Source organism: Pseudomonas sp. R1-15 (assembly GCF_051132085.1).
GTDB lineage: Bacteria > Pseudomonadota > Gammaproteobacteria > Pseudomonadales > Pseudomonadaceae > Aquipseudomonas.
The window spans coordinates 4927463-4954456 of the sequence record NZ_CP071660.1 but is presented as its reverse complement, the minus strand read 5'-3'; the positions used below and the strand labels follow the sequence as shown (position 1 = coordinate 4954456).

Annotated in this window: 24 protein-coding genes; 13 read left to right on the top strand and 11 right to left on the bottom strand. The window is 60.4% G+C overall.

What is annotated here, in order from left to right; all coding sequences use genetic code 11:
- The first annotated feature begins 3 nt into the window (after positions 1-3).
- Complete coding sequence (locus J3P97_RS22325; protein WP_434601813.1) at positions 4-2739, top strand: LuxR C-terminal-related transcriptional regulator; 2736 nt, start codon at positions 4-6, stop codon at positions 2737-2739.
- A 139-nt stretch (positions 2740-2878) separates the two neighbouring features.
- Positions 2879-3379, top strand: a complete 501-nt coding sequence (locus J3P97_RS22320) for a methylated-DNA--[protein]-cysteine S-methyltransferase (RefSeq protein ID WP_434672790.1) — start codon at positions 2879-2881, stop codon at positions 3377-3379.
- Positions 3380-3433: 54 nt separating this feature from the next.
- Here the strand turns inward: J3P97_RS22320 and J3P97_RS22315 are convergent, their stop codons facing one another.
- The 5 genes from J3P97_RS22315 to J3P97_RS22295 form a co-directional block, all read right to left on the bottom strand.
- Positions 3434-5341, bottom strand: coding sequence for an alkaline phosphatase D family protein (locus J3P97_RS22315; protein WP_434672789.1), 1908 nt, complete (start codon positions 5339-5341; stop codon positions 3434-3436).
- Positions 5342-5472: 131 nt separating this feature from the next.
- The gene (dctM, locus tag J3P97_RS22310) at positions 5473-6756 is read right to left on the bottom strand and encodes a C4-dicarboxylate TRAP transporter large permease protein DctM (RefSeq protein ID WP_434601811.1); all 1284 of its coding nucleotides are present in this window, start codon (positions 6754-6756) and stop codon (positions 5473-5475) included.
- Complete coding sequence (locus J3P97_RS22305; RefSeq protein ID WP_434571904.1) at positions 6753-7385, bottom strand: TRAP transporter small permease; 633 nt, start codon at positions 7383-7385, stop codon at positions 6753-6755. The genes dctM and J3P97_RS22305 overlap by 4 nt, the downstream gene beginning before the upstream one ends.
- 66 nt (positions 7386-7451) lie before the next feature.
- The gene (dctP, locus tag J3P97_RS22300) at positions 7452-8447 is read right to left on the bottom strand and encodes a C4-dicarboxylate TRAP substrate-binding protein DctP (RefSeq protein WP_434571906.1); all 996 of its coding nucleotides are present in this window, start codon (positions 8445-8447) and stop codon (positions 7452-7454) included.
- Between the two features lie 125 nt (positions 8448-8572).
- Positions 8573-9568: a TRAP transporter substrate-binding protein gene (locus J3P97_RS22295; protein ID WP_434672788.1), complete on the bottom strand. Its 996-nt coding sequence runs from the start codon at positions 9566-9568 to the stop codon at positions 8573-8575.
- Between the two features lie 168 nt (positions 9569-9736).
- Between J3P97_RS22295 and J3P97_RS22290 the strand changes: the two genes are divergently transcribed.
- The 3 genes from J3P97_RS22290 to J3P97_RS22280 are packed head-to-tail and all read left to right on the top strand — an operon-like array spanning position 9737 to position 10894.
- Entirely contained in the window at positions 9737-10249 is a 513-nt protein-coding gene (locus tag J3P97_RS22290; RefSeq protein ID WP_434672787.1) for a type VI secretion system amidase effector protein Tae4, read from the top strand.
- Positions 10246-10473, top strand: coding sequence for a hypothetical protein (locus tag J3P97_RS22285; protein ID WP_434672786.1), 228 nt, complete (start codon positions 10246-10248; stop codon positions 10471-10473). The genes J3P97_RS22290 and J3P97_RS22285 overlap by 4 nt, the downstream gene beginning before the upstream one ends.
- Before the next feature lie 49 nt (positions 10474-10522).
- Positions 10523-10894: a PH domain-containing protein gene (locus tag J3P97_RS22280; protein WP_305498907.1), complete on the top strand. Its 372-nt coding sequence runs from the start codon at positions 10523-10525 to the stop codon at positions 10892-10894.
- 42 nt (positions 10895-10936) lie between these two features.
- On the opposite strand, the gene J3P97_RS22275 is transcribed toward J3P97_RS22280, so the two are convergent.
- Positions 10937-11353 (bottom strand): VOC family protein, encoded by a 417-nt coding sequence (locus tag J3P97_RS22275; RefSeq protein WP_434571914.1) that lies wholly within the window; start codon positions 11351-11353, stop codon positions 10937-10939.
- 249 nt (positions 11354-11602) lie between these two features.
- Here J3P97_RS22275 and J3P97_RS22270 point away from each other — a divergent pair, with 249 nt between their 5' ends.
- From J3P97_RS22270 to J3P97_RS22240, 7 genes are all read left to right on the top strand, one after another.
- A complete protein-coding gene (locus J3P97_RS22270; protein ID WP_434601809.1) occupies positions 11603-12757 on the top strand; it encodes a mandelate racemase family protein in 1155 nt (384 codons plus the stop codon).
- Positions 12758-12826: 69 nt separating this feature from the next.
- On the top strand, positions 12827-14449 hold the full coding sequence (locus tag J3P97_RS22265; RefSeq protein ID WP_434672785.1) for an ABC transporter substrate-binding protein: 1623 nt from the start codon (positions 12827-12829) through the stop codon (positions 14447-14449).
- 35 nt (positions 14450-14484) lie between these two features.
- Positions 14485-15522 (top strand): ABC transporter permease, encoded by a 1038-nt coding sequence (locus J3P97_RS22260; RefSeq protein ID WP_305498912.1) that lies wholly within the window; start codon positions 14485-14487, stop codon positions 15520-15522.
- Positions 15522-16430 (top strand): ABC transporter permease, encoded by a 909-nt coding sequence (locus tag J3P97_RS22255; protein ID WP_434672784.1) that lies wholly within the window; start codon positions 15522-15524, stop codon positions 16428-16430. Before J3P97_RS22260 ends, J3P97_RS22255 begins: the two co-directional genes overlap by 1 nt.
- 10 nt (positions 16431-16440) lie before the next feature.
- Positions 16441-17280, top strand: coding sequence for an ABC transporter ATP-binding protein (locus J3P97_RS22250; protein ID WP_434672783.1), 840 nt, complete (start codon positions 16441-16443; stop codon positions 17278-17280).
- A gap of 10 nt (positions 17281-17290) precedes the next feature.
- The gene (locus J3P97_RS22245; RefSeq protein ID WP_434672782.1) at positions 17291-18058 is read left to right on the top strand and encodes an ABC transporter ATP-binding protein; all 768 of its coding nucleotides are present in this window, start codon (positions 17291-17293) and stop codon (positions 18056-18058) included.
- 130 nt (positions 18059-18188) lie between these two features.
- Entirely contained in the window at positions 18189-18911 is a 723-nt protein-coding gene (locus J3P97_RS22240) for an oligogalacturonate-specific porin KdgM family protein (RefSeq protein ID WP_434571927.1), read from the top strand.
- A 258-nt stretch (positions 18912-19169) separates the two neighbouring features.
- On the opposite strand, the gene J3P97_RS22235 is transcribed toward J3P97_RS22240, so the two are convergent.
- Complete coding sequence (locus J3P97_RS22235; protein ID WP_434571929.1) at positions 19170-19913, bottom strand: FadR/GntR family transcriptional regulator; 744 nt, start codon at positions 19911-19913, stop codon at positions 19170-19172.
- Between the two features lie 96 nt (positions 19914-20009).
- Between J3P97_RS22235 and J3P97_RS22230 the strand changes: the two genes are divergently transcribed.
- On the top strand, positions 20010-20723 hold the full coding sequence (locus J3P97_RS22230; RefSeq protein ID WP_434672781.1) for a FadR/GntR family transcriptional regulator: 714 nt from the start codon (positions 20010-20012) through the stop codon (positions 20721-20723).
- A 65-nt stretch (positions 20724-20788) separates the two neighbouring features.
- On the opposite strand, the gene J3P97_RS22225 is transcribed toward J3P97_RS22230, so the two are convergent.
- From J3P97_RS22225 to aceE, 4 genes are all read right to left on the bottom strand, one after another.
- Entirely contained in the window at positions 20789-21838 is a 1050-nt protein-coding gene (locus tag J3P97_RS22225) for a hypothetical protein (RefSeq protein WP_434672780.1), read from the bottom strand.
- Positions 21839-22095: 257 nt separating this feature from the next.
- On the bottom strand, positions 22096-22857 hold the full coding sequence (locus J3P97_RS22220; RefSeq protein WP_434672779.1) for a hypothetical protein: 762 nt from the start codon (positions 22855-22857) through the stop codon (positions 22096-22098).
- Entirely contained in the window at positions 22851-23993 is a 1143-nt protein-coding gene (locus J3P97_RS22215) for a hypothetical protein (protein WP_434672778.1), read from the bottom strand. The genes J3P97_RS22220 and J3P97_RS22215 overlap by 7 nt, the downstream gene beginning before the upstream one ends.
- A 253-nt stretch (positions 23994-24246) precedes the next feature.
- On the bottom strand, positions 24247-26916 hold the full coding sequence (gene aceE / locus J3P97_RS22210; RefSeq protein WP_434672777.1) for a pyruvate dehydrogenase (acetyl-transferring), homodimeric type: 2670 nt from the start codon (positions 26914-26916) through the stop codon (positions 24247-24249).
- Positions 26917-26994 lie beyond the last annotated feature (78 nt).

Here is a 26994-nt window from a genome sequence, read left to right as displayed (position 1 = left end):
GCCATGACTGATTTGTCTTCACCTGCGGATTCTGCCCGCGCAGCCATCGCGGTACAGGACGGGCGTTTCTACCGCCCGCCCTTGCCCGACGGTCACGTCCCGCGGCCGCGGTTGTGCGAGCGTCTGAGCGCTGGGCTCGGCGGTCGCCTGCTGCTGGTGAGTGCACCGGCGGGGTTCGGCAAAAGCTCCCTGGCGGTGGAATTCTGCCAGAGCCTGCCGGCCCATTGGCGGAGTCTCTGGTTGGGGCTCAGTGCCCGGGACAATGATCCGGGCCGCTTCCTGGAGCGGCTGCTCGAAGGGCTTCAGGCCTTTTATGCGCAGCTGGGCGGACGGGCGTTGGGCCTGCTGAAGATGCGCCAGCGGCACCAGCCCTTTGCTTTCGAGGAATGGCTCGACGGCTTGCTGGATGAACTGTCCAGCCACCTTTCCTCCCGCGCCCCGCTGTTGCTGGTACTCGACGATTACCACCTGGCCCAGAGTCCGGTGCTGGATCGTTGCCTGCAGTTTTTCCTCAATCACCTGCCCGAGGGCTTGCTGGTGCTGGTCACCAGCCGCCAGCGTCCGGACTGGCACCTGGCGCGTCTGCGCCTGTCGCGGCAATTGCTCGAACTCAACGAGCAGGACCTGCGCCTGACCCATGACGAAGCGTTGACCTTGCTCCAGCACCACAGCAGCTCGCTGCGTGGCGAGGCACTGGAGAGCCTGATCCAGCGCAGCGAAGGCTGGGTCGCCGGGCTGCGTTTCTGGCTGCTGGCCGCTTCCGAGGCCGGTAGCGAAGGCCGGCTGCCCCAGGCCCTGCATGGTGGTGAAGGGCTGATTCGCGATTATCTGCTCGAAGAAGTCATCGATTGCCTGCCCCCCGAGGTGCAGGCGTTTCTCTACGACACCGCACCACAGGAGCGCTTTTGCAGCGAACTGTGCGATGCGGTGCGCGACGCCCATGACAGTCACGAAATTCTCCAGTACCTGGCCGCCCACCAGGTTTTTCTGGTGCCGCTGGACGAGCATGGCCACTGGTACCGCTACCACCACCTGTTTTCCGACCTGTTGCGCAGCCGGCCCAGCGCACCGGCCATGGTGCCGGCCGCGACTCTGCACTTGCGCGCCTGTCGCTGGTTCAACGCCCAGGGTCTCATCGACGAAGCCGTGGAGCAGGCGTTGCGTGCCGGGCACCTGGACGTGGCGGCGAACCTGGTGCAGAACCTTTCGGAAGAACAACTGCTGGCCGAGCAGAACGTCGGCATGTTGCTGCGCTGGAAAATGGACCTGCCTGATAGCCTGCTCATCAGCACTCCACGGCTGATCGTGCTCTACAGCTGGGCGTTGGGCCTGGCCAGTCAACTGGATGCCGCCGAGGAACTGGCCGCCCACTTGAGTCGCTTCCTGCCGGCGCCGTCGGCCACCGCGCAAAAATCCATGCTCGCCCAGTGGCTGGCCCTGAGCGGCATCGTCGCCCGCGGGCGTGGCGACCGGGAGGCCACACTGCGCTATTGCACCGAAGCCCTGGAAAGCCTGCCGCAGAAACGCTATGGCCAGCGCCTGATGTGCTTGTCCACCCTGTCGAACCTGGCGATTGCCGACGGTGACCTGTGGCGCGCCCGCGCGCTGAACCGTGACTCCCTCGAACTGGCGCAGCGGGTCGGCAATCCGTTGTTCGAGGCGCTGGCCCATTACGATCGTGCGCGGGTGTTGCAGGCGCGAGGGGAGATCCTGCGCGCGCTCGATGAAGTGAAGCAGGGGCTGCAGCGGCTGCACGGATTGTCGCCGCAACGGCTGTATGCGGTGCGCGCGCGATTGGTGCTGTACGAAGGCTTCCTGTTGACGCTGCGCATGCAGTCCCAGGCCGGATTGACACGGTTGCAGGCCGGCCTGACCGAAGCCCGGGCTTGTCGCGATATCAGTGTGTTGATCGGCCACTGCGTGATTGCCCGGGTCGAAGGCTATAACGGCGAATTCGCCCGGGCCTTCGCCGAGCTGGCCGAGGCCGAGCGCCTGATGCACATCTGGGATGTACCACCGGTTTACTACCTGGCGATGATCACCCTGGTCAAATGCGAGCTCTGGCTGGCCCAGGGCCGTACCGAGCTGGCCGAAGCCTGGCTGGCGCGGCTGGGCCAGACCTACACCGGCGAGCGGGCCGCCGCGCCACCGGAATTCCACCCGCAGTTGCCGTTGCATGTCGAGCTGCAGCAGGCGTTGCTGGAATCCATAAAGGGCCAACCGATGCAGGCCGAGGGGCGCCTCGATGCCTTGCTTGAACACGCACAGCAAACCGGGCGGCAGATGCTCAGCGTGATGGTGCTCAACCAGAAGGTGGCCTTGCTGCTGCGCCTGGGCCGCGAACCCGAGGCCCGCAGCACCCTGGCCCAGGCGTTCGATGCCGCCATAGGCGGCGTGTTGCAGCCTTTCGAATGGTTGTTGGGAGAGCATCGTGAATGGCTGCGCGAACAGTTGCTGCATGCGCCGCCCAGTGACGTGCGCCAGCACTTGCTCGAATGCTTGCCGTCGGCCGCGACGCCAGCGATCGAACCCTCGGTCCCGGTCGAAACCCTCAGCAGCCGCGAGAGGGCAGTGCTGCAACTGATCGCCCAGGGATGTTCCAATCAGGAAATAAGCGAGCAGTTGTTCATCTCGCTGCACACGGTAAAAACCCATGCCAGCCACATCAACAGCAAACTTGGCGTCGAACGCCGCACCCAGGCCGTAGCGCGGGCGAAGGCCTTGGGGTTGTTGGGCTGAGTTCTTTACTCCCGCTGGGTTGCGAAGCGACCCTAAGATCTGACAGCGCGGTGTGGCAAGCTATGAGTTGCTCCGCAACTCAGCGGGGATAAATCCCCTCGCCACAAAAGCAATGAGCGTGAGCCAAGGAACCACTTGAATGCCGCCCCTTTACCAAACCATCCAATCCCCCGTAGGCGAGCTGATCCTTGTCGCCCGCGGCACCAAGCTGGCGGCCATCCTGTGGGAGAACGAGCGGCTCAACCGGGTGCGCCTCGGACCGTTGGAGCAGGACAGTGATCATCCGACCCTCAAGGAAACCGAGCGTCAACTGCTGGAATATTTTTCTGGCCAACGCCGCCGTTTCGAGCTTGAACTGGATTTCGCCGGCACCGACTTTCAGGAGCGAGTCTGGCAGGCTCTGCTGACTATCCCGTTCGGCGAAACCCGCAGCTATCGCGACATAGCCATCCAGATCGGCCAACCGACCGCGACGCGCGCGGTCGGTGCCGCCAACGGACGCAACCCGATCTCGATCATCGCGCCCTGCCATCGGGTCATCGGCACCTCCGGCAGCCTCACCGGTTTCGCCGGCGGCCTTGCCGCCAAACAGTTCCTGCTGAGCCTCGAAGGCCAACAGAGCCTGCAACTGGCGTTCTGAACCCTGACCCTGCCCAATCCCTGTGGGAGCGAGCCTGCTCGCAAAAATAGCCGTTCAGCTCAAGGGAGACTTCGGCGCCAGCATGCGCGTGGGCGGCTTGCCGTTGGCGTTGTGCTGATAGATCTGCGCCGGTTGCCCCTGTTCGTTGAAAAACACCTGGCCAATCCCCGCCGAGTTCCACAGCCGTTCCCCGGCTTCGGCATGTTCCGGGACATGGGGGACGATGCGCATGCTGCGGCGCTTGGTGAACCAGTTCAAGGGCGAGCGTGGTGAATAGAGCCAGCGGTTCAGCCGATCGAACCATTCCAGCAGCGCCGGCGGGAACTCGTTCTTGATACCGCTGCTGGTGATCTGCCAGACACGTGGGCCGCCCTTGCGGTGCGGGATCAGCACCTCGTAGACGAAGGAATAATGCACATCGCCGGACAACACCACGTAGCTTCCCGGCGTGCGCGAGTGGCGGAAAATATTCAGGATCACCTGGGCCGCGCCACGGTGGGCCATCCAATTCTCCGCATCCACCAACAGCGGGTAGCCGCACCAGCTGAACAGCCGCTGCACGGTCTCGATCAGCTTGACGCCAAAGATCGGCGCCGGCGAGACGATGATCGCCGAGGGATGGTCCAGCAGTTCCTGCTGCAGTTCGCTCAGGGCTTCCCAGTCCAGCAGGCCCGACGGCTGCTTGAGGCTATTCTCGCTGCGCCAGCGGCGGGTGCGGGTGTCGAGCACCACGAGCGCCGGCGTGCTCGGCAACACGTAATGCCATTGCTGGAAACCGAGCAGGGTGTCGATCAACGCATCCTGGGGCCCGCTGTCGATGTAGCGGTCCCGGGCGGTGTCGCTCAAGGCCACGGTCTGCTCGATCACTTCGCCAAAGGCATCCGGGTTGTTGCCCCAGCCCTGGCAGAGCAGATAGGCGATCAGCGCGTTGCCGATGATGCGTTTGGAGAAGGGATGGCCGTAGGCCGTTTCCTCCCATTGCGCGGACAGGTTCCAGTCATCGGTGATGTCGTGATCATCGAAAATCATCAGGCACGACAGATGGGCGAACACCCGTGCCACGCCATCCAGCCCGGTCTTGAATGCCTCGATGCGCTGTTGTTCGAGGTCGTAGCGCTGGCGCCGTTCGGCGGTCAATTCAGGCGGTTGCGGATCGATCAGCGTCCACGGTACGGGCGACCACACCAGCAGATACATCGCCATGACCTCGGCGAAGGTCACCAGATGGTTGTCGGCGCTGCTGCTGGTGAAGATCGGCTTGCGCGCCCCGCCGAAAAAACGTTCGCGCAGGGTTTTGTTGCTCTCAAGCGCCGGTAACAGATCCGCGCGGTGATAATAACTGGCCGGGTGTTGGTAGAGTTTGGCGCTGTCTTCCACCACCGCACCTTCCAGGCACTCCTCGAACAGGCCCAAGCGCTCGATCAGGGCATGAATCGCCCGCAACATCGGCCCGGCGACATCGTCGGCGTACACCTGGTCGCCGCTCATCATCAGCAATGCCGGACGCTGCTCCGCAGACTCCGCCAACAAGCGGTCGACACAGAGCAGACCATCATTGGCCGGGAAATGGGGTTTACGACAAGAGCCGTGGACCAGCTGTTCTATGCGCGAATGCAGCATGAAGTTCGGACGCTTTGCGTCGCCGTACAACAGATACGGCGCCCATTCGGCAATGGGGACGCCGTCCACCAGCAGGTCGTAGTCAATCGCCACGTCCTGGGGCAAGGGCGTATCGAGTGTCACATCGATCAAATGCACAAACGCTCGTTGCCCCACCGGCACCACGGTGCAGCGCGACGCATCCAGCGCCAGGTCGCCGACGCCGTCGATACTCAGCGTCAACGCCAACGCTCGTGTCCCCACCAGCCACATCACCAGCCGCGTCGGCTCCAGTCGTCGCAACAGCGGGCCGACAAGGACGGGGGGGAGGGTGATCGGGGTATCGGAAGGGGCCGGCAACATGCGTGGGAAAAGCTCTGTTTCAGAATAAAGCAGGGATCATAACGCATGCGTACGCGGGGAGGGGGCATGCGCGCCTGCGGCAATGGAGCATTGCTCCCTCACCACAGGGCGGTATGTTCAGCTCGGAATAATCAGCTCATCCCCAACCAGTTAGGCAGCGCGAGCGAGATCCACGGTACATAGGTAATCAGCACCAGGAACGCCAGCAGAATCATCAGCCACGGCATGGCCGCGCGGATGGTCGCCGTCAGCGACATGCCGGTCACCGCCGAGGTGACGAACAGATTCAAGCCCACCGGCGGCGTGATCAGGCCGATCTCCAGGTTCACCACCATGATGATGCCCAGGTGGATCGGGTCGATGCCCAGCTTCATGGCGATAGGGAACAGGATCGGCGCCAGGATCAGGATGATCGCCGAAGGCTCCATGAACGCACCGGCAATCAGCAGCACGATGTTGACCACCAGCAGGAAGGTTACTGGCGTCAGCCCGGCCTCGATCACCCACGCAGTGATCTGCTGCGGCAGTTGCTCGGTGGTCAGCACGTGGGCGAAGAGCATGGCGTTGGCGATGATGAACATCAGCATGATGCTCAGCTTGGCCGACTCCAGCAGCACCTTGGGGGTTTCGCGGAACGTCAGGTCCTTGTAGACGAACAGCGCGATAAACGCTGAGTAGACCGCCGCCACTGCTGCTGCTTCGGTGGGCGTGAACATCCCCGAATAGATCCCACCGAGGATGATCACCATCAGCAGCAAGCCCCAGATGGCCTGGCGTGCCGTGCTCAGCCATTCCCGCAGCGTCGCCCGAGGCATCGCCGGGAGTTTTTTCTTAACCGCGACGATGTAGATCGCCACCATCAAGAAGAACCCCAGCAGCAGGCCCGGTATCACACCCGCCATGAACAATTTTCCTACCGAGGTTTCGGTCGCGGCGGCATAGACCACCATGACGATCGACGGCGGAATCAGGATGCCCAGGGTCCCGGCGTTGCAGACGATGCCGGCACCAAACGCCTGGGGATAACCTGAGCGCACCATGCCGGCGATGGCAATCGAACCCACCGCTGCCACCGTCGCGGGGCTGGAACCGGACAACGCGGCAAACAGCATGCACGCCAGCACCGCCGCAATCGCCAGGCCACCGCGGACGTGTCCGACGCAGGCGTTGGCAAAGTCGATCAACCGTCGCGCCACGCCACCCGTGGTCATGAACGCACCGGCCAGCAGGAAGAATGGAATCGCCAGTAGGGTGTAGTGTTCGGATGTCTCGAACAGCTTGATTGCCAGGGAGCGTACCGAATCGGGGCTGAAGAAAATGATCGTCAGCGAACCGGCCAGCCCGAGGGAAATGGCGATGGGCACGCCAATGAACATCAGCACGAACAGCGCGATGAACAGGAAGGCAATGGTCATGGCTTGTCTTCCTCGATCTCGGTCAGTTTGATCGCTTCGGCCGCTTCATCGGCAAGACCCAGGCCTGTCTGACGGTTCATCAGGATGCGCACCAGGATTTCCGCGAAGCGGATAAACACCAGGGCAAAACCTACCGGCACGATCAGCCCTACGTGCCATTGCATGATGCCGAAATGGCCGAGGTCTTCCGCGCCGATCTGGGCAATCATCAAGGTATTGATCCATTCGTAACTCGCCACGGCCAGCAACCCGGCGTAGGCCAGGCAGCACAGGCAGGCGATCACGCCGATAATGCGCTGCACCGGTTTGCTCGCCAGTTTCACCAACGCGTCGACGCCGATGTGGCCGGCCGTGCGCACGCCATACGACAGGCCAAAAAAAATCAGCCAGCCAAACAGCGCCTTGGTCAGCGCGCTGCTCCAGGTCATGGCCTGGGCCATGCCCATGATGCCGTCGCCAATGGCGAACATCGGTTCGCTGGCGGCTGGCCAGTTGTCGCCAAGGCTGTAGAACACTGCATAAAGGTTGTTGAGGACCACGTAGACGAAAGTGACCAACGTCATGGCGGCCAGAAGGAAGGCAATGAAACCTTCCTCGAAATGTTCCCAGGTGCGCCGAAGGGCGTTCATGGATGGCATCTCCTGCAGGGAGGACGACAGGCCGGCGCTGCCACGGCGGCAGCGCCGACCAACCCATTACTGAGCCTTGTTGGAGGCTTCGGCGGCTTGGATCAGGTCAGCGCCGATGTCACCTTCGAACTTCTTCCAGACCGGTTTCATCTTGTCGCGCCATGCGTTGCGTTCTTCAGGCGTGAGGGTAATGATCTCGGTGGTCTTGGCGTCGAGGATGCGCTGCTTGTCGTTCTGGTTCAGTTGCGCCGCTTCCTTGTTCACATGGGCGGTGACTTCCACAAGGATCTTGTCCAGTTCGCTGCGTACGTCCGGCTGCAGGCCATTCCAGAACTTGGTGTTGGTGATCAGCATGTAGTCGAGCAAGCCATGGTTGGACTCGGTGATGTACTTCTGCACTTCATGCATTTTCTGGCTGTAGATGTTCGAGTAGGGGTTTTCCGCACCGTTGACCACGCCGGTCTGCAGGCCTTGGTACACCTCGGCGAAGCTCATCTTGCGCGGGTTGGCATTGACGGCCTTGAACTGTTCTTCCAGCACTGCCGATGCCTGTACGCGAAACTTCAGGCCGCGTGCGTCCTTGGGTTCGCGCAGGGGTTTGTTGGCAGAAAGTTGCTTCATGCCGTTGTGCCAATAGGCCAGGCCGGTGATGTTCTTGCTTTCCATGGACTTGAGCAGTTTCTGACCTTCAGGGCTCAGTTGAAAACGGTCCACGGCAGAGATGTCATCAAACAGGAACGGCAGGTCGAACAACTGCACCGTCTTGGTGTATTGCTCGAACTTGGCGAGCGATGGCGCGATCATTTGCACGTCACCCAGGAGCAGGGCTTCCATTTCCTTGCCATCGCCGAATAACGACGAGTTGGGGTACACCTCGACCTTCACTTTGCCCGGCAATCGCTCTTCCACCAACTTTTTGAAGAGCAACGCGCCTTGGCCTTTGGGGGTTTGTTCGGCCACCACGTGCGAGAATTTGATAACCACCGGATCAGCCGCCATGGCGCTGCTCAACGCGCTGAGGGCCAGTGTGCAGACGAGTGCTTTCCACATAGGTTTAAACATAGGGGTTCCTTTTATTTTTAGTTTTTCGCGTGCGGGCTCATTCAAAACACGACGCACGGTGGGACACTTGCAAGTCTAGGCAGAAAAACAGCTTGCCGGGGCATTGTGACATCAAGTGCAGGGCTTTACTGCGTCTTGTTGGATGCTTCGGCGGCTTTGATCAGCTCCGGGCCGATATCCTTTTCGAACTTCGCCCATACCGGTTTCATTTTCTCTCGCCAGGCATTCCGCTCTTGCGGCGTGAGGGTCATGATCTCGGTGGTCTTGGCATCCAGGACGTGCTGTTTGTCCAGCTGGTTGAATCGCTCCGCTTCCTTGTTGGCATGAGCGGTGGATTCGACCACGATCTTTTCCAGCTCACCGCGGATATCCGGCGGCAGGCCGTTCCAGAAATCCGATGTGGTGATCAGCATGTAGTCGAGGATGCCGTGGTTGGACTCGGTAACGTATTTCTGTACCTCATGCAGTTTCTGATTGTAGAAGTTCGAATAGGTATTTTCCGTGCCATTGACCAGCCCCGTTCGCAAGCCCTGATACACCACCGAAAAAATCATCGGCTGGCCTTTGGCACTCACCGCCTTGAACTGTTCCTCCAGCACCGCGGAAGTCTGCACGCGGAAGACCAGGCCGCGCGCATCTTCGGGCGTGCGCAGGGGTTTGTTCGCCGACAGCTGCTTCATGCCGTTGTGCCAATAGGCCAGGCCGGTGACGTTCTTGCTCTCCATGGACTTGAGCAGCTGCTGGCCCTCGGGGCTCTGTTGGAAACGGTCCACCGCGGCAATGTCATCGAACAGGAACGGCAAGTCGAACAACTGCACCTTGCGGGTGTACTGCTCGAACTTGGCCAGTGACCGCGCGATGATCTGCACGTCTCCCAGCAGCAACGCTTCCATTTCCTTGTCGTCGCCATACAGTGTGGAGTTGGGATACACCTCCACCGTGACCTTGCCCGGCAACCGCTCCTCCACCAGCTTCTTGAACATCAGGGCGCCCTGGCCCTTGGGCGTCTGTTCGCCCACCACATGGGAAAACCTGATCACGATGGGGTCGGCTGCGTAGGCGCTGCCCAGTGCGCTGAAAACCAGGGTGCAGATGAGCGCTTTCCATAAGGGGTTGAGCATTTGCGTTTATTCCTTTTGCATTACCGCTTGGCATGCGCACTGATTCGAAAATGAATCAATGCAAGTCTAGGAGAAAAAACGCTGGTGAAAAGAAAACCGAGCAAATGGGGGGCTCTTGTCATCTGCTAGGCTAGGCCCCTCAGGATCAGAAATCTCAGGAGAGGCAGGATGTTCACGTTCGACAAGTTGTGGAAAAGTCATCCGGAAATATTCGGCGATGCCGCCCCCTGCCGAACCAATGGCTCGAAGAACTTCAGCGACCAATGCGCAATCAACCTCGGCGTCGCCCTGCGGCGCGCAGGTGTCGACATGGGCCAGCTCAGAGGTGTGCGTCATTGTTGGCAACACCCCAAGAGCGAAGGGCACATACTGGCTGCCGAAGAACTGGCCAAAGCCTTGAGTCGGGCCAGGATTCCCGGCTTGCAAGGCATGAAAATCGTCAAGAGCGAGGACTTCGAGAGCAGCCTTGAAGGGCAGCAAGGCATTATTTTTTTCAAGGATTTCTGGCGTCGTGCGAATGAAACCCCTGCCAACCGCAGTGGTGACCATATCGATCTGTGGAATGGCCGTCGACTGACAGATTGGTTGAGTTACCCACGGATACAAATGGGCTTGTCCATCGAAGGTACATTCTCCGATTACCATGAGTCCAAGGACATCTGGTTCTGGAAGGTCATATGAAGGTGATCAAGGGCGTCCTGTTTGTCTTATTGTTCGTCGCGTTGGCCGTGGGTGCCTTCAATCTGTTTTTCATACTGATCGGAAGCTACTTTGGACCGTTATACGAAAGCGAGGCGGACCAGAGCCGCAACTTCGCGATCTGGCTGTTTGGAAACATCGGGGTGGCGATCACGGCGGTAGTGGTGGGCATCATCTGGCGTCGACGGCGCAGGAGCAGGATCTGACCGAGTCGTACACGTTATTCGCGCGTCTTTCTATTTCATGGATTTGACAATGATCGACTTCAACAACAAAGGCTTCTTCAAGCTCAAGCAAAACAACGAATACGCCGAACGCGTCTCGGATCTGTTGCTGGACGGTGAACAGGTGATCGACGCCTACAAGTCGATGCGTGATGGCGTGGTGTTCACCAACAAACGCATCATCGCGGTAAACGTGCAGGGCATTACCGGCAGCAAGAAGGATTTCACCTCGCTGCCCTACAAGAATATCGTTGCGTACTCGGTGGAAACCTCCGGCACCTTCGACCTGGATTCCGAACTGGAGATTTATTTTTCGTCCTTGGGCAAGGTGAAGTTCGAATTCACCGGCAAGACCGGCATCGTCGAAATCTCCAAGGTCATTTCCAGGCATCTTTTGGTCTGAGTCGATACAAGCGCACCCCGGCAGCGTAAGTCCCGCTGGAGCTCAAGGCTCCAGCGCCGGTCCCTTCAACTCGATCTGGTTGCCATCCGGGTCCAAGCAATAGATCGACCAGCCTTGCCCCTCCGCGCCATAGCGCATCTGTGCCTTCTCGACATCCAGCCCGGCTGCCCCCAGATGAGCGAGCAGGGCTTGTTCGTCAAACGGTTCGACGCGCAGGCAGAAGTGATCGACGTTGTGCCCCTGCCTGCCCGACGCCGCGCCACCCTGACGGCCGAGCGGTCCTTCGACATCCACCAGATCGATCATCGACGCCCCGGCGCCGAGGTGGACCAACCCCAAATCGTCCCGCCGCTTCTTCAGTTCGCAACCGAGCACCGAGGTGTAGAAGGCGAGGCTGCGCTCGATGTTCGTCACGCGCAGTACGACGTGGTCGATGCGCTCGATGGTGAAATTTTTCATACCGGTCTCCACAAGGCGGGCACAGATGGGCCACGTCACTGTAGTCAGAATTTCCCAAGGGAAACGAGCTGATTATTAGATCGTGGTATGACGACATTTCAAGTCGTCATCTTTTCAAAATAGAGCTGATCCGAAAAACCTCATATTTAGCTGATGCGCAGGCTTGACAGCTCCGAGTAAACGTACAAATAATCCGCAACGTTGTATGACGACATACAAATAAAAATAACCACACGGTGGCTCCTTCTTATGAGAATCACAGGCGTTCACGTCGAAATCTTTTCCACCCCGTCGCGCCGCGCCCAGGACAGCGCCGGCCACGCCCATCCAGGCGACGAAGTCATGATCAAAATGGCCCTGCTGCGCATTAGCTGCGACGATGGCTCGGAGGGTTACGCCTTCGGTACGCCCGAGTTGATTCGTCCACACATCATCGAATCGTTCGTGCGCAAGGTGCTGATCGGCCGCGACCCGATGGACCGTGAGAGCATCTGGCAAGACCTGGCGCACTGGCAGCGCGGCAGCGCCGGCCAGTTCACCGACCGCGCGCTGGCGCTGGTTGAGCAAGCCTTGTGGGATCTGGCCGGGCGCAAGCTGAAGTTGCCGGTGCACAAGCTCATCGGCGGTTACCGTGACAAAGTCCTGGCCTACGGCTCGACCATGTGCGGCGATGATTTGCCGGGCGGTCTGTCGACGCCGGATGAGTACGGCCAGTTCGCCGAAAAGCTCGTTAAGCGCGGCTACAAGGCAATCAAGCTGCACACCTGGATGCCGCCGATCTCCTTCGCGCCGAATCCGCAAATGGACATCCAGGCCTGCGCCGCCGTGCGCGAGGCGGTCGGCCCGGACATCGCACTGATGCTCGATGGCTACCACTGGTACAGCCGCATGGATGCGCTGACCATTGGCAAGGCCCTGGAAAAACTCAATTTCGCCTGGTTCGAAGAACCAATGATGGAAGACTCCGCCGAGTCGTACGCCTGGCTGGCCGCCAACCTGGACATCCCGGTGCTGGGCCCGGAAAGCATTGCCGGGAAATTCCACAGCCGCGCCAGTTGGGTGACGCAGAAGTCCTGTGACATCCTGCGCGCCGGCGTGGCTGGCGTCGGCGGTATCGGCCCTTGCCTGAAAGTGGCGCACCTGGCCGAGTCGTTCGGCATGGATTGCGAGGTCCACGGCAACGGCGCGGCGAACCTGGCGGTGGTGGGCGCGATCAGCAACTGCCGGTGGTACGAGCGCGGCCTGCTGCACCCGTTCCTCGATTACGAGGAAGTGCCGGCACACCTCAACAGTCTTGTCGACCCGATGGATACCGACGGTTACGTGCATCTGTCTGATCGGCCGGGGTTGGGCGAGGACATCAACTTCGCGTATATCGAAGCCAACACCTTGTCTCGACACTGATGGCGCACCACGTCCGAGGCTGAGCGGCCCGGGCGACAAGTCTTTATAAATATAAGAAAGGACTGAACCATGAAACTCTGGCCCAAGCGCCTGACCAGGCTGCTGTGTGTCACCGTGGCCCTGTGCGCAGTGCAGGTGCCCGTCAGCCTGGCCCAAGGCGAAACGCCCGCCGACCAATTGGTGGTGGGCATGAGCATGATCAACCTGCTGTCCCTGGACCCGGCGGCCGCGACCGGCCTGGAAGTGGCCGAGGTCAACGCCAATGTCTACGACATGCTCCTGGAGCAGGACGCGGCGCAGCCGGACACGCTGGTGCCGGCCCTGGCGAAAAGCTGGGAAATCAGCCCGGACCGTATGCGCCTGACCTTTCAATTGCGCGACGACGTCCGCTTTCACTCCGGCGCGCCGCTCACTGCACAGGATGTCGCCTGGTCCTTGCAGCGCGTGGTCATCCTCAATCGCGCCCTGGCGTCGACCTGGAAGGCCTACGGTTTCACCGCCGAAAACGTCGTCAAACTGATGCGCGCCGAAGGGCCACACACCTTTGTCATGGAGTTGCCGCGCAGCACCGATCCGTTGCTGGTGCTCAATACCTTGGCTACCTCTCCCAGTGCTTTCATCGTCGATCGCTCGGTGGCCTTGCAGCATCAGGTGGGTGACGATCAGGGCGCGGCCTGGCTGGCGACGCACACCGCCGGGTCCGGTGCATTCAAGCTGGATATTTGGCGCGCCAACGATGTGATCCTGATGAGCCGCAACGAGGACTACTGGCGCGGCGCGCCGAAGTTGCACCGGGTGATCATGCGCAACATGACCGAGTCCCAGGCCCTGCGCCTGATGGTCGAGCGCGGTGACCTGGATGTCGCCCGCGGCATGGCGGCCACCGATATCAAGGCGCTGGGCAAGGTGGATGCGGTGCGCATCCAGAGCATCGCCCGCGGCACGCTGTACTACGTGGCGATGAGCATGCAGCAGCCGCTGTTCCAGGACATCCGGGTGCGCCAGGCGATCCGTCTGCTGATCGACTACCAAGGCATTAACGACGTGGTGATGCCGCACTACGGCGTGATCAACCAGCGCCCGATGCAACTGGGCTTGCCGGCACGCCTGGACGATCCGGGTTATCGCCTGGACGTGGCCGAGGCTCGCCGCCTGCTGGCAGAAGCCGGTCACGCCGAGGGCTTCAAGGTGAGCATCCGTTCGCTGACCGACCCGCCCTTCATCAACATCGCCACCAGCCTGCAAGCGACGCTGGCCCAGGCGGGCATCCAGGCGACGATCATCACCGGCACCGGCAACCAGATCTATGGGGCGATGCGCGACCGCCAGTTCGACATCCTCGTGGGGCGTGGCGGTGGTGGGGCGGAGCGCCATCCGCATTCGAGCCTGCGGGCCCTGGTGTACAACCCGGACAACCGCAGCGAAGCCAAATTGAGCAACTTCCAGGGCTGGCGCACCTCGTTCTTCAACCCGCAGCTCAATCAGTTGATCGAACAGGCCGAGCGCGAGCGCGACCCCGAGCGGCAGCGGCAAATGTACGCCCAGGTCCAGACCCTCTATGACCAACAGGCCGGGGCAATCATGCCGGTCTCGCAGATGGTGGACGAGGTGGTGATTCACGCCGACGTGCGCAACTACATCGGCCACACCGCCGCCACCACGCGTCTTCGCGACGTCTACAAGCAGCGCTGAAATCGACGGCCTCAAGGCCAAGGCAGGAAATGAACATGTCGACTGCATCCTTTTCAATCTGGACAACCCGGGCCGCTTCGGCGACCCGGCGCGGCGGTTCGGTGGCGGTAACGCTGCTGGGGTTGCTGCTGCTGACCTTTTTTATCGGCCGGGTGATGCCGCTGGACCCGGTGCTGGCAATCGTTGGCCCGGACGCCGACGCTTCGGCCTACGCCCAGGTCTATCAGGAGCTGGGCCTGGACAAGCCACTGTGGACCCAGTTCGCGATCTACCTCGGCGACCTGCTCCACGGCGACTTCGGCATGGCCTTGCTGACCGGCAACCCGGTCATCAGCGACATCGCCCGGGTGTTTCCGGCCACCTTGGAACTGGCGACCCTGGCCATTCTGTTCGGCGTGCTGGCGGGCCTGCCGCTGGGTGTCTACGCGGCGACTCATCAGGGCCGCGCCGGTGACCATGTCGCGCGGTTGATCACGCTGTTCGGCTATTCCACGCCAATCTTCTGGATCGGCATGATGGCCTTCCTGGTGTTCTACGCCTGGTTGGGCTGGGCCGGTGGCGTCGGGCGAATCGGCCTGGCCTACGACGGGCTGATTCCGAGGCACACCGGGCTGCTGTTGATCGACACCGCCTGGTCCGGCGATTGGGAAGCCTTTCGCAGCGCGCTGCGGCATATCCTGCTGCCGGCGGTGATCCTCAGTTTCAACTCGGTCGCCTACATCAGCCGCATGACGCGCAGCTTCATGCTCGAGCAGCTGTCCCAGGAGTACATCATCACCGCACGGGTCAAGGGTTTGTCCCAGCGCAAGATCGTCTGGGGCCACGCCTTCGGCAACATCCGCGTGCAGCTGTTGACCATCGTCGCGCTGGCCTACGGCGGGCTGCTGGAGGGCGCTGTGCTGATCGAAACCGTGTTCGCCTGGCCGGGCTTCGGCCAGTACCTGACAAGCAGTCTGTTGCTCGGCGACATGAACGCGGTGATGGCCTGCGTGCTGCTGATCGGCCTCATCTTCGTGACGCTGAACCTGATCAGCGATGCGCTGTACAAGATCTTCGACCCGAGGACTCGCTAATGAATCTGCCTCTTGCTTCCAGTGCCGCCGGCAGTGCCGCGCTGCCCGCTTCGAGTACGGCAGCGCTGCTTGCCAGCGCCGCCCGGCTGCTGCGATTTCTGCTGCGCAACCCGATGACCTTTGCCGGCCTGGTCGTCGTCTCGACCTTGATGGTGGTCGCGGCGTTCGCGCCATGGATCGCCGGTCATGACCCATTGTTGCAGAACCTCGCCGGCGCGTTGCAGGCACCCAGCAGCGCGCATTGGTTCGGCACCGATGAATACGGTCGCGATGTGTTCGCCCGGCTGGTGTACGGCTCGCGCATCACCTTGTACATCGTCTTGCTGGTGACGGTGATCGTCGGTCCCATCGGCCTGTTGGTCGGGACCATCTCCGGTTACTTCGGCGGCTGGGTCGACAGCCTGTTCATGCGCATCACCGACATCTTCATCTCGTTTCCGAGCCTGGTGCTGGCGCTGGCCTTCATCGCGGCGCTTGGCCCGGGCCTGGAGCACGCGGTCATTGCCATCGCGCTGACGGCCTGGCCGCCGATCGCCCGATTGGCTCGCGCAGAAACCCTGCCGCTGCGCAACGCCGACTTTGTCGTCGCGGTGCAGCTCCAAGGTGCGTCGAGTGCCCGGATCATCCTGCGCCATATCATCCCGATGTGCCTGTCGTCGGTGATCATCCGCCTGACCATGAACATGGCAAGCATCATCCTCACCGCCGCCGCCCTGGGTTTTCTCGGCCTCGGCGCCCAGGCACCGTTGCCGGAGTGGGGCGCGATGATCTCCACTGGCCGGCGCTACATGCTCGAAAGCTGGTGGCTGGTGGCGGCGCCGGGTGCGGCGATCATGCTGGTCAGCCTGGCCTTCAACCTGTTGGGCGACGGCTTGCGCGACGTCCTCGACCCCCGCAGCCAATCCTGAGGAACCTCCCATGACTGAGATAAAACTGGATGTGCAGGATTTGTGCGTGGAGTTTCGCAACGCGGGCAAAACTTCCCTGGCGGTGCGTGATGTGTCGTTCAACCTGGGGCGGGAAAAACTCGCCATCGTCGGTGAATCCGGCTCGGGCAAATCCACCGTCGGCCGCAGCCTGTTGCGCTTGCATCCGCCAACGGCGCGGGTCACCGCCAAGACCCTGCGTTTTGCCGACATCGATTTGCTGAAGGCCAGCGAAAAGCAGATCCAGGCGATTCGTGGCGCGCGCATGTCGATGATCATGCAAGATCCGAAGTACTCGCTGAACCCGGTGGTGCGAGTCGGCGAGCAAATCGCCGAAGCCTATCTCGCCCATCACAAGGTGCCCCATCGCGAAGCCCGCGAACGGGCGCTGGACATGCTCGGCAAGGTGCACATCCGTGATCCTCGAAGGGTCTATGACCTGTACCCCCATGAAGTTTCGGGCGGCATGGGCCAGCGGATCATGATCGCCATGATGGTGATCACCGATCCCCAGGTGATCATCGCCGACGAGCCGACCTCGGCGCTGGACGTGTCGGTGCGTCGGCAGGTGCTCAACGTATTGGAGGAGCTGGTCAGCGAGCGTGACCTGGGACTGATCTTCATCAGCCACGACCTGAACCTGGTGCGGCATTTCTGTGATCGCGTGCTGGTGATGTATGCCGGCCGGGTGGTCGAGTCGATTGCCGCCGCTGACCTGGATAACGCCATCCATCCCTATACCCGAGGCCTGTTGGCCGCGTTGCCAAGCCTGGACCACCCGCGCGCCACGCTGCCGGTGCTGCAGCGCGACCCACGTTGGTTGAACGCTTGAGGAGCCTGTCATGAACATGATCGAAATCGCCGGCCTGAACCTCAGTTTTGGCACCGGCGCGGCACTGAACGCGGTATTGCACGACGTCGACCTGAGCGTTGGCGAAGGCGAGGCATTCGGCCTGGTGGGGGAGTCCGGTTCGGGCAAGACCACCGTGCTGCGTTGCCTGGCCGGACAGTACCAGCACTGGACGGGACGGTTGCAAATCGCCGGGAGGGCGGTGACGCGCAAGCTGCCGCTGGACCACTACCGCACCGTGCAGATGGTTTTCCAGGACCCCTACGCTTCGTTGCATCCGCGCTACACCATCGACGCCGCGTTGCAGGAACCGCTGCGCATCCACGGCATTGACGGGCGCGGGCAAAAGATCAGCGAGATCCTGCGCAAGGTCGGCTTGAACGACAGCTTCCGCTTTCGTTATCCGCATCAATTGTCCGGCGGCCAGCGCCAGCGCGTGGCGATTGCCCGGGCGCTGATCCTGCGCCCGCGGGTATTGCTGCTGGACGAGCCAACCTCGGCACTGGACGTCTCGGTGCAGGCGGAAATTCTCAATCTGCTGGCTGATCTGCGTCGTCAGGAAGGTCTGACCTACCTGATGGTGACCCATGACTTGGCCGTCGTTGCGCACTTGTGTGATCGGCTGGCGGTGATGCAACAGGGCCGGGTGGTGGAAACCCTCGACAGCCAGCTGCTGGCGGGCGATGGCGCCGCCCACGAGTACACCCGTTTGCTGGTGCAAGCCAGTCGCGACATACAGCGAATACCCATCGCCGTATGAAGTAACCAAGCCGCTGTAACTGTTTTAAACCGCCGCACACGTTGAACCGCAAGTTTCAATGCGCGCACGCGCTCGCCTGCGATTTGACGTTAACCCCAACTATTGATTTCAACCAACAAGAATAAAAAACATGAAAAAGATATTCACCGTTTTGTCGATCGCTTCATTGTTCACTTCGGTTGTCGCTCAGGCCGATACCGGTTACATCAACGTTCGCCATCAATACGCCGAAAAGACCCGCATGCACGCCGACCGCGCCAAGTTCGGCATCAGGCTGGATAACGGTGTGGGCCTGGAAGGCGAACTCAAATACAAGACCGCCGGGGATCGGGAAGATGTCGCCTTCGACAACACTGTCGGCAGCGGCCATGAGTTCACCGTCAACTACCAGCACAAGATCGACGACCGCTGGACGCTGACGCCTTCGTTCGCCATGGAAAGCGACGAGGAGTCCACCACCTACAAGATGGGCTTGCGCCTGGGCTACAAGATCACCAAGGAACTGAGCATCGCCGGGCGTTACCGTTACGACGCCAGCAAACTGGACCGCGACAAGGTGGATCACGACGTGCCGGACAATGGCCAGGACGACCAGACGATCCATCGCTACGACGTCTACATCAACTATGCGAACCAGGGACCGTGGGCCTATGAATACCAACTGACTTACTTCGATGCCGATTACATTCGTTACAACGGCGGTACTGACGACTATGAGCAGAATGCCGTGGTCAAGTACAAGTGGGATAAGCGTTGGGCACCGTTCTTTGAGGTCGGTGACATCAAGGTCAATTCGGTGGACAGCGATCGGCAGTTGCGCTTGCGGGTGGGTATTCAATACAACTTTTTCTGAGTCGCGAGATCACCGGGATCAACTTGTGGGAGCGAGCTTGCTCGCGATAGCGGTCTGTCTGGGGCGGTGATGTTGGATGTGCCGCCGCCTTCGCGAGCAAGCTCGCTCCCACAGGGGCTTTGTTGTGTATGTAAATGCAATGAACACTGGAGATCAGGGTGGGAGCGAGCCTGCTCGCGAAAGCGGTGGGCCCGCTTGCATCAGCATTGAATGTGCCCCCGTCTTCGCGAGCAGGCTCGCACCCACAGGGAACAAAGGTTATTCGTTGTAGAACGCCTGGCGTTGCTGGGTTTCACACAAGCGCATGCGGCTGTTGCTCAAGTGCAGGTACATGGCCGCCCGCGCCGCGTCGGCATTGCGGCTGGCGATGGCATCGAAAATCTGCTGGTGTTCGGCGTTGATCCCCTGCAGGTAGGCGCTGCGATCACTTTGCCCGGAGTAGGCGGAGTTCATCCGGGTGCGCGGGATCAGCTTTGTACCCAGGTGCTTCATGATGTCGATCAGGTAGTAATTGCCGGCCGCCTTGGCGATTTTCAGATGGAACTGGAAATCGGCGTTGATCGTGGTGCCGGATTTTTCCGGCCCTTGCAGCAACGCCTCCAGCGCCTGGGCCAGTTCGGCCAGGGCTTCGGGCGTGGCGCGTTCGGCGGCCATGCCGGCGGCCTGCACTTCCAGGCTCAGGCGAAACTCCAGCAAATTGAGTACGTCCGACAACGTCGCAATCGTCGCCGGCCCGAGGGTGAACCCCTCCGGTGCCGGCATATCCAGGACAAACGTACCGACGCCATGGCGGGTCTCGACCAACCCCGCCGCCTGCAGGCGCGACAGCGCCTCGCGCACCACCGAACGGCTGACGCCCTCGGCTTCCATGATGTGCACTTCGGTGGGGAGCTTTTCGCCGCATTTCAGAATGCCGTCGCGCATGCGCTGGGCAAAACGGTCGACCAGTGTTTCGGCCAGGCGGCGCGGCTTGTTCAATGGAGATAACGCTTGGTCCGTCATCGGCGTGCTCTAGTGTGATCAGCGGGCATTATAGTGAGTTTTGGCCCAAGGTCGCGGCTATAATGCCGCGATCGTCTGGCTTGATGGATAGGTGCAATGGAGCGTGTCACAACCGATCGACGCCTGAGCATGACTCAGCAACTGGTGGTCGACCTGACGCAGCAGATACTCGCAGGCGAGCTGCCGGCGGGCAGCAAACTGCCGACCGAACAGGTGATCATCAAGGAGCGCGGCGTCAGTCGGACCGTGGTCCGCGAAGCCATGTCGCGGCTGCAGGCCGAAGGCTTGGTCGAGACGCGCCATGGCATCGGCACCTTCGTCGTCGACACCGCGCGCCCGGGTGATTTCCAGGGCGGCAAGCACATCAAGGGCGGCGCCCATGACGCGCTGGCCGTCATCGAACTGCGCCTGAGCCTGGAAGTGGAAGCGGCCGGCATCGCTGCGCAACGCGCCACGCCGGAGCAGTTGCTGGCAATGCGCGAAGCGCTGGATGCGGCGAATGCCGCCGACGCAACGGACGACAACAGCGCCCGGACGGATTTCGAATTTCATCGGCAGATTGCCCAATGCACCGGCAACAGCTTTTTTATCGACGCGATGGCGCACGTCGGCAATACCCTGATCGCCGTGGTCCAGCAGGCGCTGCCAGCGATGGCAACTGAAAATCGAGCATTGGTGGTGCGTGAACGCGAGCAGATCTACGCGGCATTGGCGCGACGGGACGGCGAAGCGGCGCGGGCGTCGATGCGGTTGCATCTGATCAACATGCAGCAGCGGGTCCGGGGCGCGGTAGAATTGGCGAAGCAATAGTTCGCACCACAGACCCTGCGGGGGCGGGCGGGCTTGCTCGCGAAGGCGGCCGGCCCATCCTCTTGCTAATTGCGCTTCCAGCACTCCGTAAACCGCGCACATACCCCGTAATGCTCGTCCATCTGCGCCATCCTTTCCAGGTGACGAGTTACCGCTTCGACCGTCACCCCATTCCCGATCCGGAAGTACTCCACCATCATCGCAACGTCCAGGTCGGTCTCGGCTTTCTCCGGCTTGGCATTGGCGATTTTGGGTAACGCCCATTGCTCCAACTGCTCGTCCTTCAGCTGTCGGAGACGCGTCTGGTATTCCTCCTTGAAACGTTCCATCGAGTGCGTCTTGTTCTGCGCCATGTCATCGCCAAACGACTTCAGATTTTCCCGGTACAGCGTCCAGTAGTCAGCCGGCAGGTCGAAACCGAGCTTGGCCTTGCGTTCGCTGATTAGGGTGTCCAGTTTCTCTGGCGAATAACTTTCGACTTTTTCCTTGGCCGGATCCGTCTTCACCGTGACGACCAGGCTTTTATCGATGACCCGGCTCATCAATTCCAGGCGATGGGGTGTGTCCGGGTAGGTCTTGGGGAACAGCGCATTGCGGCCGGAGCAGGCGGGAAAGTCTTTTTTCAGGATCGGGATCGGTGTGCGCACGTCCTTGCCGTCGACCCGTTGCAAACGTTGCAACTGAGTCAGGCAGAAGTTCTTCTCGGACTTGAACGTCACCTCGTATTCGGCATTGGCCTCGGGTGTAAAGTTGAAGCCCTTGCCACACACGGCATAACCGCTGTTCATGTTGGTGCGCAGGTGAATCTGCTCACCGGGCTTGAGCTTGACCTCCAGATAACCCCTGGCATCCTTGGGCGCCGGAACGCTCATCCCCACCCGCCGCGCGGTATCGCTCAACAGCATATTGTTGAGGATGCCCGTGGTTTGTCCATCGCAATGGGCCGCGTCGAAATAATCCAGCGTGGCGTTGCTGGTATTGGCGACGAACCTCAACTTGGCGGCGTCCGGTTCGATGGCATCGGGGTAACTGCCATTGACGCTGCAACCGCCGAGCAATACAAACAACGCGGACAATACTAACAACGGGGCAGGACAGCGAGGCAGGGCGAGCATAGGTCATCCTTGAAGGATCGATAAAGTGGCGAATGCTACTAAAATGCCACTATTGCGTCCATCACCTGCCGCTGGACTGCTGGCAATACCCTCTTCTTTTCCGCAATGGCGGCGCAGTTGTCGTTGAATGTCAGTGATGTTTATCCATAGGGCGAGGCGAAGCGGTAGGGCCGATGTCGCGCTGATGCTCTAGCCAGGACTTGAAACAACATTTCAGCACGCTATCAGCAGGGCTGATAGTGTGGTGAAAAAATGATTCAAACGAGGCTGAAGGCTTCTTGAATAGTCTTGATCAAGCGGTCGCCGTCCACCCCTTTGTAGACTTGAGGATTTGACGCGAGCTCGGTAGGCACCTGGTAAAGAAACGACTTCATATCGAGTGCCAGTCGTTCCGGTAGCTGGGTCATTCCCTCAGTGAGACCGAGAGCAAGAACGATCACATCCCTGAAGTGCTTTTTGATATCGCGACTGTCCACCGCAATGCCTTGCTCAAGCAGCGCCTTCTTGTTGAGCCAGGCATGGGCTTTGAGAGGAACGAGCCGGTCGGCACCGATGTGGCTGATCTCCTGGGTATGATCGATGCCGGCCAGGAGAAAAGCGTAATACTCGTCATCCAGGATAATTGCAGACAGGCTGGCAGCTTGCTCTTCCACAGGTATCTTGGTCAGTCGGGCTGCGTCTTCGTGTTCCAGGCCGTCCGGGACACGAGAAAAAAGCTCGACCTGAACAGGAAAAGACTTGTCCACAGGATTTTGGAAACGATAAAAGACAGGGGAGGCCCTCTCGCTGTCCCCATTCTGGCGAATGGTATAGCCGCCGTCTTTGATGAACTTCCAGAACTGCCCGACGAACTCACGGTCAAGGGCTTCGACGACCAGCACGATGTCCAGATCCTTGGTCGGTCGAAATGCCACACCGAGTTCCTCCATGGCAATCGAGGCGGCCACTCCACCGATCAGAACGTAACTGCTCTGGAAGTCCTTGAAATACTCTCGAAACCGGTCGACACCCACTACCATTTCACATTCCCCATCATTTCATCCAGACACATTTGTATGCGTTCATCATGGTCATCCTTGAGGCTCAGATAGAGAGAAAAGGGATCTACCGTTCCATTGGAGAGCGTGCTGCGGGGTGGTTCATAACTCCAAAGCTGAATGCAACAAACCGCATGGTTTTGCGGCACCTCAATATAGGGCGCCGTGGCCCCGGGTTTCGACTGGGTCGTTTTTGAAGTTGAGCTCCAAGCGCCGAAGGTGTCCCCATAGGCTGCATTCATTTCAGACTGCGCGCGCGCTCGAATCTGATCGAACTGCGCTGCCGTCATTGCAAAGCAAAGAGCTTTAGGGCCGGCGAGAAGACTCATCTCCGCGAGGGCCGTTTCGCCTGCCACCAACATTGGCGTGTCGAACGCCTCCGGAATTGCGTTGAGCCAAAGTGTTTTTTTGACCGGCGAGCGCATGGCCTCTTTCGCTCTTTCCCAGGTTTCCTTGGGCGATAAATGGAAAATGATCGCGGCTTCGCCCAGCTCTTTTCCAGGCTTGATTATGTCCAAGTCTGTCAGTTCCTTGATCGCTCGGGTGACGGTCATTTTTGCGTAGCTAAAGCATTGCTCGAAGGCTGCGCGAGTGGTCAGTAGTTGATGATGCCATCCTTTGATAAGGTATCGAATCAGCATGGCTTGGGTGGCAGGGCTCAAAGCCTCGGGTTTGTCCAGACGCTGGCGGAAGTACTCACGCAAATCCATGCCAAAGGCCGGAAGAAAAAGCTGATTGCCCGGCACGATGAACTGCACGCCTTTCTCCACCAGCCGCTTGCGGTCATAACTGGGGAGCGTGTCGGTGACGAAAATCATCAGATCGCCAGCCTCGGGCAACTTGTTGTGGGCCTGGAGGTTGTGGATGGCCTGGATATGCTTTGCGACATCAGCAACACTGGCTTCGCGCTGTGGACGTTCCTTCAGGATAAGGCACTGGGCGTCGAAGATAGTCGTGACGAAAAACTCGTATCGGTTACGCAACGCATATGGGAGGATCTTTACGTTTTCCCATGGCTTCAGGCGCAGCCTTAGACCAAGCACGCTTTCTACGTAGACTTTGAGCTCGAATAGATCACGCCTCTCGATGAGGCCATGGTCGTGGCTGGTAGTACTCATGGGTTATCCTGCCGTATCACGATTTCGTCACGCTATCATTAGTTTTGATAGCGTGCAAAATTCTTGATATTTCCCATGAAAAACGGTGGTGCGGTTTGTGCACGTTGCTTCAAAGCGGAGGGTTCGGTTTTTCCCTCATCTGCGTGCAGGAGATGCCGGATCTGCTGAGAGCCTGGGTTGGCTCAATCAATTGAGCGCCTGACCCACTCCTGCGGGAGCGAGCAAGCTCGCTCCCGCAGGTCTCTCGTGGAGATCAAACCTTCGCAGGGTTCTGCTTTTGCGGATCGATACCGTAGAGCCTGATTGCCTCCGCTACTTTTTCCCGGGGAATTTTCCCGTCATCGGCCAAGGCCTTCAACGCCGCCAGTGAGATGAAGTGACGATCCACTTCGAAAAACCTGCGCAATGACTCACGGGTATCCGATTGGCCGAAACCGTCGGTGCCGAGGGCTACGAAGCGTCGATTGGGTGCGAACGGGCGGATCTGGTCGGCGAATATCTTCATATAGTCAGTCGCGACCACCACCGGCCCCTGTTTGTCCTGCAGGCAACTTTCCACATAACCGATACGCGGCGCGTGCTCGGGATGCAGCAGGTTCCAGCGTTCGGCTTCCTGGCCGTCGCGACGCAGTTCGGTCAGGCTGGTTACGCTCCAGACTTCGCTGCTGACGCCGAAGTCCTGCTCCAGCAACTGCGCCGCCGCGACCACTTCCTGAAGAATCGAACCGCAGCCCATCAGTTGGACATGCTTGCCTTCGACAGGCTTTTCAGGCGCCGAGAGCCGATACATGCCCTTGAGAATGCCTTGCTCGACACCTTCGGGCATTGCGGGGTGGGCGTAGTTTTCGTTGAGTACGGTGATGTAATAGAAGATGTCTTCGTTTTCGGCATACATCCGCCGCATGCCGTCCTGGATGATCACGGCCAATTCATAGGCGTAGGTCGGGTCGTAGGACACGCAGCAGGGGATGGTCGAGGACAGCACATGGCTGTGGCCGTCGTCATGTTGCAGGCCTTCGCCCATCAGCGTGGTCCTGCCGGAGGTGGCGCCGAGCAGGAAGCCGCGAGCCCGGGCGTCACCGGCGGCCCAGGCGAGGTCGCCGACGCGCTGGAAGCCGAACATCGAATAAAAGATGTAGAAGGGCACCGTCATCACGCCGTGGGTGCTGTAGGACGTACTCGCGGCGATCCATGAAGAAATCCCGCCGGACTCGTTTAGCCCCTCCTGCATGATCTGGCCGTCCCGGGCTTCCTTGTAATAGCTCAACTGGCCGGCGTCTTGCGGCGTATACAACTGGCCGACGTGGGAATGGATACCGATCTGGCGGAACAGGCTTTCCATGCCGAAGGTCCGTGATTCGTCCGGGACAATGGGCACGATCAGCTTGCCGATGTTCGGATCCTTGAGCAGCGTGCCGAGGATGCGCACGAACGCCATGGTGGTAGAGATCGCCCGTTCGTCAGTGCCTTTGAGTTGTGTATCCAGCGACGACAAAGGCGGGACCTGCAACGGCGCCACGGCATTAAAACGGGCCGGGATATAGCCGCCCAACTGGCTGCGCCTGGCTTGCAGGTACAGCGCCTCGACGCTGTCCGCGGCCGGCTTGAGGTAAGGCATGTCGCCCAGCTGGTCATCGCTGAGTTCCAGACCGAACCGATCACGGAACGCCTTGACCGCGTCGTCGCCCATTTTCTTGAGCTGGTGGTTGATGTTCTGGCCTTCGCCGGCTTCGCCCATGCCGAAACCCTTCACGGTCTTGGCCAGGATCACGGTCGGCCCGCCGGTGTGGCGCATGGCGGCGGCATAGGCGTTGTGGACTTTTTCCGGGTCGTGGCCGCCGCGAGACAGCTTCCAGATATCGTCGTCGCTCAGGTCGCTGACCAGCTCCAGCAGCTCTGGATACTTGCCGAAGAAGTGCTCGCGCACATAGGCGCCGTTCTGGGATTTGTAGTTCTGATAATCGCCGTCCACGCACTCCATCATCCGCTGGCGCAGCAGGCCGCTCTTGTCCTTCTCGAGCAGGGCATCCCAGCCGCTGCCCCAGATCACCTTGATCACATTCCAGCCGGCCGCCCGGTACAGGCTTTCGAATTCCTGGATCACCTTGCTGTTGCCACGCACCGGGCCGTCCAGGCGTTGCAGGTTGCAGTTGACGACAAAGATGATGTTGTCGAGCTTCTCCCGGCCCGCCAGGGAAATCGCCGCCAGGGATTCCGGCTGGTCCATTTCACCATCACCGAGAAACGCCCAGACCTTGCGGCCCTGGTGTTCCTTCAGGCCGCGATCTTCCAGGTAGCGCATGAACCGGGCCTGATACGCGGCCGTGATAGGACCCAGCCCCATGGACACTGTCGGGAACTGCCAGAAGTCAGGCATCAGCCGTGGATGCGGATAGGACGAAACGCCGTCGCGGTCGGTCTCGCGGCGAAAGTTATCCAACTGTTCTTCGCTCAGGCGTCCTTCCAGATAGGCGCGTGCATAGATGCCCGGTGACGAGTGGCCCTGGATGTACACCATGTCACCGGCGAACTGCTCGGTGCGACCACGGAAAAAATGCTCGAAGCCAACGTCATACAAAACCGCCGCCGACGCGTAGGAGGCGATGTGCCCGCCGACGTTCGAATGTTTGCCGGCGCGCAGCACCATGGCCAGCGCGTTCCAGCGGATATAGGCATTGATCCGGCGCTCCACGGCCAGGTCGCCGGGGTAGGGCTGCTGGCGGTCGGCCGGGATGGTATTGACGTAGGGCGTCGTCACGCGCCCGTAGAAATCACCGTGGCGGTTGGCGTCGAAATCAAGCATCTGATCGATCAGGTAGTGGGCACGAGAGCGCCCTTCGACACTCGCCACCGATTCAATGGATTCGAGCCATTCGCGAGTCTCTTGTGGATCCTCGTCGAGAAACATGGATTGTTGTGCCATCGTTGTCGTCTCCTGGACAGTGCAGCAGCACCGAGTCGTTTGGTGCCTGACTAAGGGGCGTGGGTCGACGCCAACCTT